Raw genomic sequence first — 17,331 nt, forward strand, 5'->3', positions numbered from 1 at the left:
GAGCCTACCTGTTCTCTTAGCATATAATAATAATTTATCCACCTAACTCTTGGTTTTCAGAAAGTCTGCTTTTATCATAAAAACATCCTATACCTGTTATGGCAAGTAATGGTGCAATTATAAAGTTTGTTATCTGTAAAAACATAAAAGGTAAATACTCTCCATAGGCAACACCTAAAGTTGCAACCATATATATTCCAGTTGTAGTCCAAGGCAGCATAGGTTCTATAAATGTTCCATAATCTTCTATGGATCTGGATAAAACTTTTCTTGGAATTCCAAGTTTATCATATTTGTATTTAAATGCATCTCCTACTATAAAACTTGTTGCATACTGATTTGAAGTAGTTCCATTTACTAAAGAAGAAGAAATAAGAGAAGCTAGTATAGTTGCACGTCTTGTCCTGACAAATCTGAATAGTCTATTTACTACCACCTGCATAGCCCCGATCATTTCAATAGAACCTATATAAATGAATACCATAAAGGTTATTACAACCGCTTCACTAAGACTATATACTCCTCCTCTATTTAGTATGGCAACTACATTATCGGGAATAGTATTTACACCTGTAATCATTTCAGCATTAAATCCTTTATATAATGTTTGAAATAGATCAGTAAGAGTAAAGTCCTGTAATGTAACTGATATCACACTGGCTACAATAACGGAAGCAATAAGTGTTGGCAGAGAAGGCTTCTTTTTCATTGCTCCCAGTAGAACAATTACAGGAGGTAAAAGCAATAAAATATTAAAATTAAAGCTGCTCCTTAGTGCATCTAAAGTTGGCTGTACTAAATGACTTGCATCTGCTGAAGCTGCTGGATAAACTTTCCCCATTATAATATACAATACACTAGCTATTATAAATGATGGTCCAGTTGTATATATCATAGACTGAATATGATCATATAGATTTGTTCCGGCCCCTAGGGCAGCCATATTTGTAGTATCAGATAAAGGTGACATTTTATCCCCAAAATAGCTTCCACCAATAACAGCGGCTGCAAGCACAGCAAGATTTGCATCAACTGCTTGTCCAACTCCCATAAGCACAATACCTATGGTTCCTGCTGAGCCCCATGAAGTTCCTGTTAAAAGTGAAAAAATTGCTGCAAGTATAAAAGCTACTGCATATAAAAATGAAGGATTAATCAGCTTAATTCCATAATATACAAACATTGGTATCGTACCACTAATAACCCAGCTGCCTATAATTAATCCAATGGAAAACAACAGATAAAAGGCAGGTAAAGCTTCACCGGTCTTTTTAATAATTGACTTTTGTATTTCATCCCAACCGAATCCCAAATAAAATAATTCAACAATTGTTACAATAGAAGAAAATATAAACACTAATTCCAGAGGTAATGAAGGCTGGTTAAAAACCTGGGGACGAATAACCATTCCATATATAATAATTGTAAATAAAGTCAGTACAGGAATAACCGCATGGATAAATTTTATCTCTTTTTTAGGCTTTACATTATTTTCTCTACTCATTATTATCCTCCTAATATGTTGACATGATTTTCTATATATCTACTATGTTTAAATAGTACAGATTTCTATTCGCATTTCCTCTCAATTTCCAATTCATACACATAAGCATGTGAATTCTGATATGTATTTGGGCTGACAATTGGAGACTCTATTTTAACAGCATTTCCATCCTGATAATACTTGATATCTCCATTGTAACCAATCAGACTAATATTCTTTATCTTAAGACCATCACTTATATAAATCTCTATTTCATCATCAAACCATTTTCTACAAATCACATAATTACATTTATTAGTTTCAGTTATAAAAATTTCTTTCTCCTTTGACTGTACTCTATTGGATGGCATCGTTTCATAAATAGCCTTTCCGTTTATATTAAGCCAATCGCCAATATCCTTTAAACGCTGCTGCTGTATAACTGGAATTCTACCATCGGCTGTAGGTCCTACATTTAATAATAAATTACCTCCCCTTGAAACAATTTCAATTAATTCATGGATTAATTCCGTAGAAGTATTATAATCCCATAAATTTTCTGCTCTATTAAAACCATAGGATTTTCCAATCCCCCTGCTTTCTTCCCATGGATGTATAAAACCATATCCTTCAATATCTCTATACTCAGTACTATAATAATCACCATGTTTTCCCGGCATTCCAACACAAAATCTGTCATTGATAACCACTTCATTTTTATTTGGAGCTTCATTATATAGCCATGCTAAAAACTCCTTTACCTTACTATCCTCTTCACTAAAATCCCATTCTCCCCCATCTGTAAAAATTAGAGCGGGCTTATATGTATTTACTAATTCTTTTAATTGTGGTATCAATATTTCATCCACATATTTGTCTTCATCAATTCCATACAATTCTCTATCCCTTTCAGGTACAAAATATCCGCCTTCCGGTCTATGGCTCCAATTAGTTTCCCAATCAATAATTGAATAATACAAACCCATTTTCATACCCTGTTTTCTAACGGCAGCACTTAAATCCCCTAGCAAATCACGGTTTGGACCAACATCAGTTACTCTCCAATTCTTTTTATGTTTATTTGTAGTTGGCCACATACAATAACCTTCATGGTGCTTGGATGTCAATACAACATATCTTGCCCCTGCTTCTTTAAACATCTCTGCCCATAAATCAGGATCAAAAAGTTCAGCCTTAAAATCCTTTACAAAATTTCTGTATTTAAAATCCTTTCCATAGATTCTCCCATGAAAATCGTCATCATTATTTTTGTAATCACTATATACACTGGCGTAATACCACTCTGCATAGGAACCAAATCTCTCATCACTAATTTTTCTCCATGCAGGTACTGAATACACTCCCCAATGTATAAATATTCCAAATTTTGCACTTTGAAACCAGCTGGGAATTCTTCTACTGTCTAGGGAAGACCAATTAGGTTGATACTTTATATTACCAGTCATAAATTTCATTCCTTTCTTAAAATATTGTCAATTATGAATAACCCAGATTAAGAATTCATATTACTTTAGAGTTGGTTGTTTCACTATAATATTAATTTCTTTATTATTTTTGTCCATAGGTTTGAAATTTCTTTTCCATTAAATTCATTTCATCATCCTCTAATATTACCGGTTCTCCAATGCTTTTCGATCTATAATAAATTTCTGAGCAGTATTCAACTTCTTCCAATATATTAAAGGCATTTGCTAAATCCCTTGCTCCGGCCAGTACACCATGATTTGCTAAAATAGCAGCCTTTCTGTCTTTCATAGCTTCATAGGCATTTTGAGCAAGTTCTTTTGTTCCATAGGTGGCATATTCAGAACAACGCACATTCTTTCCTGCAACAGCTACCATATAATGAACTGGTGGCAATTCACATCTTAAACAGCTCAGTACCGTTACGTAGGTTGTATGTGCATGAATTACAGCATCAATATCATCTCTTTTTTCATACATTATTCTATGCATTTCAAGCTCACTGGAAGGCTTTTTTAAGCCATCAACTATATTCCCTTCTAAATCAGTAATTACAATATCTTCAGCTTTGATTTCCAAAAAATCTATTCCAGTAGGAGTTATAGCAATCAATCTTTTTTCCCTATCATATATACTTAAATTTCCCCCTGTGCCCTTTGTTAAATTATTTATTACTAATTTCTTGCCATATTCAATTAATTGCAATCTTTCTTTTTCCATTATCATATCTATAACGCTCCTCATCTTATTAATTCAAAAACTATTTATATAATGGCCCATAGTACTTGCAGGCTCTAAAATCTGCACTTTCTAAATCCTTTGTACCAAATCCATTAAATGAATGGGGTCTAAATATATCTGAATCTTCAATATTATGCATAGATACAGGTATTCTTAACATACTGGCAAGGGTTATTAAGTCTTTGCCCACATTGCCATATACCCAGGCTCCATGATTTGCCCCCCATTTTTGCATAACATCATAAACACTTTCAAAGCCCTTTGCTCCCAATCTTGGAGCAAACCATGTAGTAGGCCATGTTCTATCAGTTCTATGATCTAGTATTCTATGAACATCTTCATCCAAAACAACAGTATATCCTTCAGCAATCTGTAATGTAGGCCCAATACCTTCAATCATATTTACACGAATCATAGTAACCGGCATTTCAGCACTAGTTTTAAAGTGAGATGAAAAACCGCCTCCTCTAAAATATTCGTAATTTGCTCTACACCAATCTGTTGCAGCTAAACAGGCTTTTATATCGTCTTTAGTTAAATTCCACCATTCTTTCATGCAGCCATTTCCTTTTTCATCCTTTGAACAGCCGGTTCCATCTAAAGCAGTGGCCCCTGAATTAATTAAATGAATTATTCCATTTTCCCCCCTGCCTTCTAATCTTTTTCCTGTAACCCTTTCAACAGATTCCGGAGACCAGTATGTTCTTACATCTGAAAACAAAGGGGCCTTATTACTTACTAAAAATCCTAGGATCATGGCTACACCATTTAAAGTATCGTTTTCAGTTGCAAAGGGAATTGGTTTCTTAGCTCCATTCCAATCAAAGCTGGAGGCAATTATAGCTTCAGTAAAATCACCATTAGGCAGCCAGTCTGTCCACATTCTCTGGCCTTGAAAACCTCCTGCAAATCCGTTTCTTCCCAATGACTCTTCATGCCATCCCATTTCTGCTAATTTAGAATTCCCTTCTAATATATCCCTGACAATAATAGCGTGTTTAGCCATGAACTCCCAGTCTTTATCAGGGTCTATAACTTTGGATTTCCTAATGATTTCCGGCAGCTTTTTCCCTTTGTTAACATCAAAGCCTTCTTTACAATTTTCCTTTATCCATTTTAAAGCTTTTTCATATTCATCATGATCATAAATTTCTAGAGTTATACGTCTTAAAATCTCAGTCATATCAACCCATTCACTTCTCATTCCAAGATATTTCTGGAAAAATGATGCATCAATATCTGAGCCTGCAATTCCCATTGAAACTGAGCCAATATTAACATAGGATTTTCCCTTAATCATTCCTACCGCCACTGCTGATTTTGCAAATCTTAGTATCTTATCCTTTACATCTTCCGGTATACTGCTGTCATCAGCGTCTTGAACATGCTTACCGTAGATAGAAAAAGCAGGAATACCTCTTTGGGCATAGGCCGACATAACAGCTGCTAAATAAACTGCTCCCGGCCTTTCAGTGCCATTAAATCCCCATACTGCTTTAATTGTATTGGGATCTAAATCCATTGTTTCTGTACCATAGCACCAGCAAGGTGTTACTGTAAGTGTGGCAATTACATTGTTTTTTTGAAAGTATTCACTACACCTGGCAGCTTCTAGACTTCCCCCTATAGTTGATTCAGCAATAATACAGCTTACCCTTTCTCCATTGGAATATCTTAGATTATTTTCAATAAGCTCTTTTGCAGCTTTAGCCATATTCATAGTCTGGACTTCCAAACTCTCTCTAACTCCTCCCCACCTTCCATCAATGGTTGGTCGAATACCTATCTTTGGATAACCCATTATATTTTCCTCCTTTTAAAATTTTTGATTTCTATACTAAGCTTCAACTTATATATCAAAACCCACTATTACTCTTTTTTTTCAATTAGGCGCAAATACTTTTGATAAGCTCTTTGCCATTTATTATGGTTTTTAGGATAGTAAGTTTTGTTTTCAAATGAATTCTTAATCATATTAAAAGCTTCCTCCATATTCAATATCTGTTTATCTTTGATTAATTGTATTACAATATTTCCTAACGCTGTGGCTTCCGATGGTCCTGCCAAAATAATTTTATTAGTGATATCGGCCAACATTTGACACATAATATTAGATTTTGACCCTCCACTAATCACCTGAATTTCTTTAAATTCTCTGCTTAAACATTCCTCAATGCTAAGAACAGTTTCATAATATTTGAAAACTAAGCTTTCATATATTGATCGAAATATTATTCCATCATTATCTGGAATACTTTGATTAGTTTTTTCAGCATAATCCATAATAAAATTAACAATACTGCCACCTAATGACGTTGGAACCTGATCAATATCGAAGGTACAAGAAAAATGTGGTGAATCCATAACCAGCCTATTTATCTCTTCATAGGTATATTTTTTTCTATGCTCCAACTCCTTAATAACCCTCTCAATCAACCATAATCCTGTTATATTCTTAAGAAATAAATTTTTATCACTGAAGCCACATTCATTGGTCAAATCATTTTCAAAGGCAAATTTATTTATAATCGGCTCCTCAGTACATACTCCCAATAATGACCATGTACCACTGGATAAAAACATGGTTTCATCATTAAAAAATGCTTTAGTTATAGACACAGCACTGGCTGTATCATGGGAAGCAACTGAAATAACATCTATATCCTTATCCTTCAATTCATCAATTAAAGAATTTTTTGTATTTCCAATAGTTCTACAATTGTCAATTATCTCTGGAAATAATTTTTTTGGATATTTTAATTTTTCTATTAAATCATAATTCCACTTTTTATTTACCATATCAAACAATTGAGTAGTAGAAGCCATTGTTTTCTCAGCAAATATATTTCCTGTTAAGTAATAGTTTATTAAATCTGGCATTAAGACAATTTTATCTATTTGCTTAAACAAATCGTAATTATTCTCTTTTATCGATTCGATTTGAAATAAAGTATTTATCTCCATGACCTGATTACCAGTCAGCATATATATATCTTCTTTAGAAAACCTTTTCAAAAGTTCTTTAAAAGTATTTTCATTCATTGGATCCCTGTATGATAAGGGAAATTCAATTAAGTTTCCTTCCCCGTCAAGTATTCCAAAATCAACCCCCCATGTATCTATACCAATACTGACAAAATCATGGGAGTCAAGTTTCTTAATTAGCCTAATAATCTCACATATAATTTTTTCCCAATCCCAAAATAAACGCCCATTTATTTCTTTAATATTATGATAAAACCTCATAACTTCATTTAAAATAATCTTATCATCTTGTACATATCCAACAATTCCCTTTCCAGAAGTGGCACCCATATCAATAGCTAAAACTTTTTTCATTTTCATCACCTGATATTTAAATATTTTATAATTTAATTAAATTATATCATCACCAAATACATATGAACACATATGAATCGTAAGTTGATTTTTATTTTCAAAATATGCTATAATTGATTCAAAATAATTCATTTTAGTTCATGAGAATGTGAGGAGGAAAAAGTGAATATGATTCCTGAAGAGAGAATTGATAAAATAAAGTCTCTTTTATCACAAAAAAAACATATCGGAATTAATGAACTATGTAAACTTTTATATTGCAGTAAGTCTACAATTAGAAGGGATTTGATTTATCTGGAAAAAGCTGGCCTTGTGAGAAGAACGAGGGGCGGTGTCAGCATAATTTCAAACTCCACTATAGAATATTCATCCTATATAAGGTCTATAGAAAATAAAGATAAAAAAATTGCTATTTGTAAAAAAGCAACTGAATATTTAAAAGACGATATGTGTCTTTTCTTAGATTCAAGCTCTACAGTTAATTACCTTTGCAGTTTCCTATCTAGTTTTAATAATATTAAAGTAATAACAAATGGACTTGGAGCAGCCCTAGCTTTAAACAGCCTTGAAAATGTTCAAGTTTTTGTAACAGGAGGAGAATTAAAGTCCCAGTCCAATTCCTTGCTAGGAGAATTTGGAGGAGAATTTATTAATCATTTCTATAGCGATCTATCTATCATATCCTGTAAATGTCTAGATGAATCTGCTGCTTATGAAATTGATCCTAGTCAAGCATTAATCAAATCTCATATGATGAAAAATTCAAAAAAAACCATATTATTATGTGACTCAAGTAAATTAGGAAAGTCTTCCTTTTATAAATTAGGATATTTAAAAGATTTTAACGTCATAATTACTGATAAAAAGCCACCTACATCAATCTACAGCAATATAATTAATGAAGGATGTACAATAGAATATTATTAAATAATACTCTATTGTACATCCTTAGACTGTTCAGATTAATAAATCAAATTCAATTATATAACACCAAAAAAACACTCATCAAATAAATTTTTTGTATATTCACACTTAGGATTATTAAATATTTCGAGGGCACTTCCTTTTTCAACTATTTCCCCTTTATTCATTACATATACTTTATCTGCTATTTTCCTTGCAACTGGTAAATCATGGGTTATAAATAGCATAGAAAATCCTTTTTCATTTTGCAATCCCTTTAATAATCTTAAAATACTGGCCTTTGTAGATGGATCGAGCATGGATGTAATTTCATCTGCAATTAATAACTTAGGCTTCATCACTAGACTTCTGGCAATTGAAATCCTCTGCCTTTCCCCTCCACTTAAAGTATTACACCGAACTGTAAGGCTTTCATCATCAAAAGCCATCCCAACATCCTCTAATGCTTTCTTTACAATGTCTTTTCGCTTTTCTTTACTTTCTATATTCAATATTTCAAGGGGCTCCATTACAGCCTTTTCTACTGTAAAGCTGCTATTGATAGATGAAAAGGGGTCCTGAAATACTATTTGAATTCCATATTCTCTCTTCATAGCTTCAAATCCATAAATCCTTTCATCTTTAAAATAGATATCTCCCTTATCCTCCTTCATAAAGCCAGATATTATTTTAGCAGCAGTCGTTTTTCCACAGCCGGATTCTCCTATGAGAGCTGCCACTTCTCCAGCCTTTACCTTTATCCCCACATTTTTACAGGCGTCTATTTTCCCTCTATTAAATTTAAAGGCTTTAGATAAATCCTTTGTTTCAAGTACAGTAATTATTCCACCTTTATTACAGGCAACCTTTCTCTCTATGGAAATATATCTGAGCTCTGGAAGCTTTTCTGCACATTCTCTACTTGATTGAACACATCTCTGATAAAAGGGACATCCATTTCCCACCTTTGAAGAAATTTTCCTCGGAATTCCCCATAAATCCTGATAAATATTAATATCACAGGAGGAATTTATCAGTCCTCTTGTATATATATGCATTGGATTATTTATTAAATCCTTTGTAAGTCCTTCCTCTAAAATATGGCCTGAGTATAAGACCTCAATCTTAGTTGTCAAATCTCTTATAACAGAAATATCATGGGATATAACAATCATAGAAAATTTATTTTTTTTCTGCAGCTCTTTAAGTAAATAGGTTATTTCCCTCTTAGATAAGATATCCAAGGATGAAGTAGGTTCATCTACAATTAAAAGCTTTGGATCACATGCAAGTGCCATTGCAATAAGGACTTTTTGTCTCATTCCTCCTGATAATTCATGGGGATACATATAAAGCCATTGCTCATTTAGTCCTACCATTTTAAAGAGCTCTTTAATCCTTTTATTGACTTCCTTTTTTGTTTTACATTTATGCTCCTTTAGTACTTCCTTAATTTGTTTTTCTACAGTTAAAACAGGATTTAAAACCTCTAACCTATTCTGAAAAACCAAAGCTATTTCTTTCCATCTATATTTATTTAGCTTTTTTTTGTCTAATCCATTAAGCTTTATACCATCATAAATTATTTCTCCCTCTACAGCAGTATTCTTTAAAAGTCCCATAATTGACATGGCTATAGAGGTTTTCCCGCTTCCCGACTCTCCTATTATACCTAAAGTTTCGCCTCTATTTAATTTAAAGGACACTTTATTTACTGCTTTTACAGCTTTTTTATTATTGTCTTCAGCCAAATATGATATTTTCAAATCATTGATTTTAAGTAATTCTTCCCTCATAAATTCCAGCTCCTACATTTTAAAATCGAATCTACTTTCCATCTCCCTTCCTATTAGAGAAACAGAGAGAACCACTAAGATTATAGCCAAAAGCGGTGATAACACCCACCATTTCCAATAGGAAGTAAAATATATACCTTTAAAATCCATGGCTCTATTTAATATGAGCCCCCAGCTTTTAGATGTGGGATCTCCCAGTCCCAGAAAGGATAGTGATGCCTCTGTAACCACGGCCTTCCCTATGGTTCTAATAAAGCCAAGCATAATTATAGGAAAAAGATCCCTCTGAATATGATTTATATATATATATTTAAAGCTTCCACCATAACCCTTTGAAAGCTTAATATAATCCTCCTCCATTAATGTAAGAACCCTTGAACGGGTTATCCTAGCTATCGGTGTCCATGAAAAAAGACTCAATACAATAATTATATTTTTTATACTGGGTCCGAAAAAGGCTCCCAATACTATCATAGTGGGAAGCTGAGGAAGTACTATCATCATATCAGTAAATCTCATTAGTATATAATCTATGGCTCCACCCTTATATCCTGAAAGTATTCCAATAAAACTTCCTATAGAACAAGCCAGTACAGCCACTCCAAAACTTATTATTATACTAATTCTTCCGCCATTACATATTTGAGCTAAAATATCTATTCCAAGACCATCGGTTCCCAATTTATGATTTTTAGATGGCTCCTCCAATGAATCGCCGGAGGGCAAGTCATGGGAATGCTTTGATAGCTGGGGCCCAAGGATGCTTAAAATAAAGATTAATATGAGTACTATAAATGCTAATTTGCCCAAAACCGAAAAATTTTTTATGATTTTTATAATCCTTTTCATATCTATCTCAACCTCGGATCCAATTTTTTGTAAATCATATCTGCCATGAAATTCATCATCAATACCATTACAGCCATAATTAGAAATATTCCCTGTATGAGAGGATAATCTCTAAAAAATACAGCTTCCCTCATTAATGTTCCAAGACCAGGATATCTAAAAACATTTTCTATGAGAACTGCTCCACCGATGGCCTTTCCAAGACTTAGAAACATCCTTGTTATAATAGGTAATAGAGCATTCCTAAGGGCATGATTAAATATTATACTACTTATTCTTAAACCCTTTGCATTGGCTGTAACAATATAATCCTTTTCCAAAACATTAATCATACTGTTTCGAGATATTAAATAGAAGCCTCCCATATTTATAAAGCTTAGGGAAAGGGTGGGCAAAATTCCATGGTATAAAATATCCTTTATTAGCTCCAAGGTGGATTTATAATCTGTAAAGGGCGTAATTCCCCCTGCAAGGGGAAAAATATTAAGATATGCAGCAAAGAAAAATAGAAAAATCAGTCCTATTATAAAACCCGGTATTTCAGATATAGTCATAAATACAAAATAGAGCATTTTATCTATTAGTTTATTTCTATTATAGGCCGATACAGAACCTAATAGTGAACCAAATAGGCTGCTGATTATTATGGATATTATTACTATCCCTAGGGTCCATGTAATTCTGGTAAAAACTATATTTGTAACCTTGTCATTTAGTATAATGCTATATCCCAAATCTCCCTTTAAAATATTTCTTATATATCCCAAATACTGAATCCTAAGGGGCTTATCCAAACCATAGTACTCCTTATATTTTTGAACTTCCGCATCTGAATAATTTACACTCATTCCCGATTCATCACTGGAAAGATAAGTAAAGGGGTCCCCAGGCATTAGCCTAGGGATGAAAAAATTTACTGTTATTATAAATATAAGGGTTAGCAAATATCCAAAGAACTTATTAAATATACTATTCTTCATTACATTTATTTCTCTCTCTCTAAATATGATAATTTACAGTGCTCAGGATAATGATGGTCATATGTATACATCCATCCATCATATTTTGAAGTTTTAAATACAAAATATGATTTGGTATTATATAGGGGTATTTGGGGTACATCCTTTGCAATCAATTCTTGAAGCTTAAATACAATCTCTTTTCTTTTATCCTTATCCAGCTCCTTCATCTGCTTTTGACACAGCTGAATTATTTCTTCATTATAATATCCCGGTAATGAATTTGAAGATAGGCTTTTAGTCTCTCCATTCTCCCCTCCATAGATTTCACGTAAATAATCGGGATCATTTCCCCATCCCCCATGTCCTATAAGGGCAATTTCAAAGTTCTTGTTCTTTACAGCATTGTCTCTGGTTTTCATATCTACACTTTTTATATTTACATCTATGCCAATATCCTTTAAAGACATTTTTATAAGCTCTGCTATTTTTACTTCTTCACCTTTATTTCCAGTTAGTATTTCAAAAGTATAGCTTTTTTCTTTAAGTAATTCCTTTGATTTTATAGGATTATAATCATATTTTTCAATATTTTCATTATACCAGATATGCTCACGTGGAATATATCCCATACTTGCCACCTTAGCAGCACCCCTTGCCACCTTATCTACCATTTCCTGTCTGTTTATTCCATAGGCCAGGGCCCTTCTAAGATTTACATCCTTAAACTTTGGTCTTTTTTCCATATTCAGAATAAGTCTATATCCCCAAAAGCCTTTATTTTTCTTGATTGTATACTTTTCATCATTTTCATATCTTGAAATGATATCGGGACTTGGAGATATTACATCTATTTTTTCCTTTTCAAAGGCCAATATCTCATCACTTACAGGAATCCATTCTATAGTATTTACCCTTTGCCTTGGCCCCCAGTAATCTTCATAGGCATTAAATTTATATGAGCCCTGTTCCCTATTATAGGATACAAATTTATAGGGTCCAGACCCAATTACGGCCTTTTCAGAGTCAAATTTATTGGGATCCTCTACATCCTTCCATATGTGCTTTGGAAGGATTCTCACGCTTCCCAGTCTTTCTAAATATGTAGCATTTGGACTATCAACATTTATTTTAATTTTGTTTTCATCAATAATTTCCACATCTTCTACTATATACTTACCATTTACAATTAGAGAGTTACGCACTGGAGAGTGGTTTTTATAATAATCAAATGTAAATTTTATATCTTCTAAAGTAAGCTCTTCTCCGTCATGCCATGTTACATTATCCCTTAAAGTAAATATATATTCTTTTCCACTATCTTGTATATCCCATTCACTGGCCAACCAGGGTATTATCCCTTCTTCATCCTTTTCCAGAAGGCTGTCAAATAAAAGTTGCATTTTATATGCCCCAGGTCCCCTGGAATAGTGGAGATATGGACTTGGCATACCCCAGTCACCACCTACTAATCTTACAACTACATCTTCATCTTCCTTTGTTCCATTATTTTTCATAGAATCAGTGTTTTTTGCAGGGCCAGAGCAAGCTGTTAAAGATATAAAAATGAATAATGCCATAACAATAGCTAAAAATCTTTTCATGTCTATCTACTCCTTAAATTAACTCATCATTCTAGTTTCCATATCAGGGATTTTAATTTACCAACCCCTTGTGTAATCTTCAAAACAGTCTAGACAAACCATTTTACCTTTACTTATTCGAATTTTATTTTCGGCAGCTGCTTCACCGCATACCTCACAAACTATACTGTTAAATATTTTTGCCCTTTCAGGTAAATTGAATTTCGGCTCTTTAAACTCGAAAATATCTTCTATATCAGCATTTAGCAAAAATTCCTGTCTTTCACTTCTATCCATTTTCTTTTCAGATTTTTTAAGTACTATCCTTATATTTTCACCTGTTGACCTATTAAAAAATGAAAATGCTTGCTTACCCCTATCTCTATAAATCAAATTGCCCTTACCCATACTGCAGCCTAATATTGCTTGAATTGCATCAACTCCACAGGCATCATTTTCTGTAACACATATTATCTCTTCATCCCTTGAAAAGTCAATTTTAAGTTTCTTCTCTGCAGCTTCACTTGCCTTAAAACCTATAGCCAATCCTGGACATTCATGTCCATGAAATTCTACACTTTTTTTCCAAAGTTCTTTATTATACATTTTATCTTCTCCCTTCAAAAACAAACATATTTATATGTTTTACTTAAATTTACAATTATAGAGAATTCCAATTAAAGTTTTGACTGAAATCTCTATATAAAGTTGCTCAAAATAAAAATCACGAAGACACTTCTAGCCCTTAACTAGAAATTGATCTTCGTGATCAAATATTCAATGGTAAAATTGGAAATAATATTAAATTATTACCACTATTATAAGGTACCATATTTTATTTTTTTTGTCAATCAAATACCATTAACAGCTTTACAAATCCTAGATAGTCCCTCTTCTAATAAAGTTCTTGGACAAGCAAAATTTATTCTCATAAATCCTTCTCCCCCTTGGCCAAACCATGTTCCACCATCCAGTGCTACTTTTCCTTTCTTTGCTAGAATTCTCTCTAACTTTAATCCATTTTCCTCATATTCCCTCAAATCGATCCATCCTAAATATGTTGCTTGAGGCTTTATCATCCTTGCCTTTGGAAGATTTTCACCTAAATATTTATGTATGAATTCTATATTTTCTTCTAAATACTTTAGCAGCTCCTTTAGCCATTGTTCTCCGTGGTTATAGGCTGCTTCGGTTGCAATAATACTAAGGGGATTTTGGTGTCCTATGTTATTTTTTTCTAATATTACTCTAAATCTTTCCATAAGCTTTGAATTTGGAATTATTATATTTGAAGCCTGCATTCCAGCTAAATTAAAGGTCTTGCTTGGAGCTGTACAGGTGATAGAATTCATGGCGAATTCTTCCTTTAGTGAAGGAAAGATAGTATGCTTATAATCTGAATATACTAAATCATTATGTATTTCATCAGAGATAATCAAGATATCATTTTCCAAACATATATTACCTATTTTTATTAGCTCTTCCTTTGTCCACACCCTGGAAACCGGATTATGGGGGCTGCAAAGAATAAACATTGTAACCCTAGGATCCTTGGCTTTTTCTTCAAGGTCTTGAAAATCAATTTCATAATACTCACCATTGAATTTTAATCCATTATTAACTACATGACATCCATTGTTTTCAATTGATCTTCTAAAGGGATAATATACCGGCTCTTGAATTATAATTTTATCTCCCGGAATGCAGAAAGCCTGAATTAAATAATTAACTGCTGGAACTATCCCAGGACAATATTCAATCCACTCCCTTTCTATTTCCCATCCAAAACGCCTTCTTGTCCAATTAATAATAGCTTCAAAATAGGAATCGGGCCTTTTGCTGTAACCATAAATACCATGCTCTGCCCCCTTCACTACTGCTTCTATAATAGCAGGTGCTGTTTTAAAATCCATATCCGCCACCCAAAAGGGAAGTGCCTCTGGCTCATCAAACATTTCTATAAGAGTATCTCTATCCCATTTCATAGAATTTGTATCTTTTCTATCAATTACCTCATCAAAATTATACTTCATAAAACCCACCCTTTCTTCTTTAATACAATCCCCTTAACTTTTGATCTTCTACATTGATTCTCCCTTAATCTCAATAATATCTCTAAAAAAATTAATATTTTTACATCAATAAAAAAGCTTTTGTATAATGAAGCTATATAAAATAAAACTTTACTAAAAATAATACATTTCCTTCATATTGTATCATGTTGTGGTAACATTATATTTAGATATATGAGTAAATTGCATAGCTGTATTATGTAATTTCCTCAACTATAAGCCAAAAACTATTTTACTGCTTTTTTAGTAAAAAACAAATATAAAATCCCAGCTATTGAAAGTAATATTAAAATAATAGTTAAAATATTTGAAGATAGTTGGGTTGTTAGATAAATAGCTGTTGGTCCATCTGCACCGCCTATAATTGCTGTTGAAGCTGGCTCATCCAACTCACTATTCAATTTATAGGATAAGTACATAGGTAATAAAAAATTGAAACCCAAATTAATAAAAGTTATTATTATAATTATAATGGTTAATAGGGTAACCACTTTTCTTAATTTCATTTTTCTCACCTCTTTAAATCTTCCTGATTTCAAAATAATTATTTTTTAATCTATATAATCATCTTTAAGATTTTTCTTCATATGTTCTAAACTCCCTTTTTCCACTATTCTATCAATAATACTCATATCAATATCTCCACTTATTCTATGCAAATCATATTCATACTCAAAATCCTTGGGAAATCTCCTAACTTTAATAAATTTATTACCAATTATCCTCATACTAACTATTCTTTTGCCATTATTAAAAGAAATATAGTCTATATGTCCTTCATAATATAATTCTCCATCTCCAATATAATACCTTCTAACCTTTATAGATTGAATTAGATCTATTAGTTTTTGTATATCCTCTTTATCATAAACCTTCACCTCATATGTTTTAAAAGGGTAAGAACCATATCTATATATTTTTACTTCTTCTTGGGCAGAAAGATTTTCGTTATCCATAAGGTATGTAAAATCCCTTAGTTTTAAATGCCAGTAGACTTTAAATGATAATAGAATTATTAAGATTATCATAATAAAAGCTATTATCTTATTATAATTAGTGGAAAATCCTTTACTGGTCATATTGGCCAAACTCTCCCTTTATTGTTATGTTATACATAATTGTAATTATCCTTATAAAATCCATTTTTCATTAGCTTCTATATATTCTTTCTTTAATCATTCTAATGGCTTTTTCAGTCTCTGGTGTTTGTAATATTACTTTTCTACCATCAAAGGAAATTTTTATTGATTTGCATAATTCCTTAAAAAATATTCTATTAACTTTTTTGTTTCTCTTAGGAGGAGGTCGGGAACTGTCAAAAACATAATAACACCCACAACTCCAAAAACTAATATACTAGTTATAACCTTCTCTCCTCCTCTTGTTAAATATATAAATATAGTAAAAAGAATTGTGGAGATTAAAAATCTTTTGATTCTTAATCTCATAAAATACCTTTTTACAAAATCATTAACCTTTTCTTTGTCTATATATGTCATAATCTATTTTCTCCATAAATAAATATTTATAACTCTTTTCCTAAGATTTTAAGAGCAAACTTTCTGGCACCTCTTATGGCTTCTAAGGTTTGAAATGATGCCTTGTCATCTTCATCCTTTACAGAATACATACCAGCATAATTTAGGTTTGAATGCTCACAAAGACGCCTTATTCCAGTTTCAAATGGCTTTGCTCCATATTCCACATCATATCCGTGGGTTGCAATAATGGCACATTTTTTTCCTTCCCAAAGAGAACCCTTTCCACTTCCATAAAATTTGTTCATTCCATAAAATCGGTCAAGTACTGCCTTCATCTCTGCCGGGCAGTACCATGTATAAATAGGTGCAGCTAAAACCAAACAATCCGATTGTACTATACTCCTAACAATATCCTTCATATCATCATCCTGTGGACAGCCATATTCTCCTGTTACATTTTGACAAGTATAACAACCGCGACAAAAAGAAATATTTTTATCTGCAAGTGTAATATAAATTACCTCTACACCATTCATTTCTAATTCCTCAATAAATGGTTTTACCAATTCCGCTGTATTTCCATTTAATCGAGGACTCCCCATTAAAATACAAAACTTCATATAACAACAACCCCCTTAAA

15 protein-coding genes are annotated in these 17,331 nt (G+C 32.5%); 1 reads left to right on the forward strand and 14 read right to left on the reverse strand.

The annotated features are described in order from the left end of the window. Positions 1-34: 34 nt before the first annotated feature. The 5 genes from nhaC to B5X81_RS15710 all read right to left on the reverse strand — a co-directional run bounded on the left by nhaC (position 35) and on the right by B5X81_RS15710 (position 7,048). Positions 35-1,504: a Na+/H+ antiporter NhaC gene (gene nhaC, locus B5X81_RS15690; protein ID WP_079493029.1), complete on the reverse strand. Its 1,470-nt coding sequence runs from the start codon at positions 1,502-1,504 to the stop codon at positions 35-37. A gap of 65 nt (positions 1,505-1,569) precedes the next feature. Next, complete coding sequence (locus tag B5X81_RS15695; RefSeq protein ID WP_079493031.1) at positions 1,570-2,949, reverse strand: alpha-L-fucosidase; 1,380 nt, start codon at positions 2,947-2,949, stop codon at positions 1,570-1,572. Between the two features lie 103 nt (positions 2,950-3,052). After that, positions 3,053-3,694: an L-fuculose-phosphate aldolase gene (locus B5X81_RS15700; RefSeq protein WP_079493032.1), complete on the reverse strand. Its 642-nt coding sequence runs from the start codon at positions 3,692-3,694 to the stop codon at positions 3,053-3,055. A gap of 34 nt (positions 3,695-3,728) precedes the next feature. Beyond that, positions 3,729-5,510 (reverse strand): L-fucose isomerase, encoded by a 1,782-nt coding sequence (locus tag B5X81_RS15705; protein WP_079493034.1) that lies wholly within the window; start codon positions 5,508-5,510, stop codon positions 3,729-3,731. 68 nt (positions 5,511-5,578) lie between these two features. Continuing rightward, positions 5,579-7,048, reverse strand: coding sequence for a rhamnulokinase (locus B5X81_RS15710; protein WP_170917459.1), 1,470 nt, complete (start codon positions 7,046-7,048; stop codon positions 5,579-5,581). Between the two features lie 168 nt (positions 7,049-7,216). Between B5X81_RS15710 and B5X81_RS15715 the strand changes: the two genes are divergently transcribed. Further along, on the forward strand, positions 7,217-7,975 hold the full coding sequence (locus tag B5X81_RS15715; protein ID WP_079493037.1) for a DeoR/GlpR family DNA-binding transcription regulator: 759 nt from the start codon (positions 7,217-7,219) through the stop codon (positions 7,973-7,975). Positions 7,976-8,028: 53 nt separating this feature from the next. Here the strand turns inward: B5X81_RS15715 and B5X81_RS15720 are convergent, their stop codons facing one another. From B5X81_RS15720 to B5X81_RS15765, 9 genes are all read right to left on the reverse strand, one after another. Then, positions 8,029-9,747 (reverse strand): dipeptide ABC transporter ATP-binding protein, encoded by a 1,719-nt coding sequence (locus B5X81_RS15720; RefSeq protein ID WP_079493038.1) that lies wholly within the window; start codon positions 9,745-9,747, stop codon positions 8,029-8,031. A 12-nt stretch (positions 9,748-9,759) separates the two neighbouring features. Beyond that, on the reverse strand, positions 9,760-10,596 hold the full coding sequence (locus tag B5X81_RS15725; RefSeq protein WP_079493040.1) for an ABC transporter permease: 837 nt from the start codon (positions 10,594-10,596) through the stop codon (positions 9,760-9,762). A 2-nt stretch (positions 10,597-10,598) separates the two neighbouring features. After that, positions 10,599-11,576, reverse strand: coding sequence for an ABC transporter permease (locus tag B5X81_RS15730; protein WP_079493041.1), 978 nt, complete (start codon positions 11,574-11,576; stop codon positions 10,599-10,601). A 5-nt stretch (positions 11,577-11,581) separates the two neighbouring features. Next, positions 11,582-13,159 (reverse strand): ABC transporter substrate-binding protein, encoded by a 1,578-nt coding sequence (locus B5X81_RS15735; protein ID WP_079493043.1) that lies wholly within the window; start codon positions 13,157-13,159, stop codon positions 11,582-11,584. Between the two features lie 57 nt (positions 13,160-13,216). After that, positions 13,217-13,744 (reverse strand): FmdE family protein, encoded by a 528-nt coding sequence (locus B5X81_RS15740; RefSeq protein WP_079493044.1) that lies wholly within the window; start codon positions 13,742-13,744, stop codon positions 13,217-13,219. 245 nt (positions 13,745-13,989) lie between these two features. Beyond that, positions 13,990-15,171 (reverse strand): MalY/PatB family protein, encoded by a 1,182-nt coding sequence (locus tag B5X81_RS15745; RefSeq protein ID WP_079493046.1) that lies wholly within the window; start codon positions 15,169-15,171, stop codon positions 13,990-13,992. 266 nt (positions 15,172-15,437) lie between these two features. After that, a complete protein-coding gene (locus B5X81_RS15750; RefSeq protein ID WP_079493047.1) occupies positions 15,438-15,716 on the reverse strand; it encodes a sodium ion-translocating decarboxylase subunit beta in 279 nt (92 codons plus the stop codon). 45 nt (positions 15,717-15,761) lie between these two features. Continuing rightward, the gene (locus B5X81_RS15755; protein WP_079493049.1) at positions 15,762-16,289 is read right to left on the reverse strand and encodes a hypothetical protein; all 528 of its coding nucleotides are present in this window, start codon (positions 16,287-16,289) and stop codon (positions 15,762-15,764) included. Between the two features lie 446 nt (positions 16,290-16,735). After that, positions 16,736-17,311, reverse strand: a complete 576-nt coding sequence (locus tag B5X81_RS15765; RefSeq protein WP_079493052.1) for a flavodoxin family protein — start codon at positions 17,309-17,311, stop codon at positions 16,736-16,738. Positions 17,312-17,331 lie beyond the last annotated feature (20 nt).

The sequence above is a fragment of the Maledivibacter halophilus genome (assembly GCF_900167445.1).
Taxonomy (GTDB): Bacteria; Bacillota; Clostridia; order Peptostreptococcales; family Caminicellaceae; genus Maledivibacter; species Maledivibacter halophilus.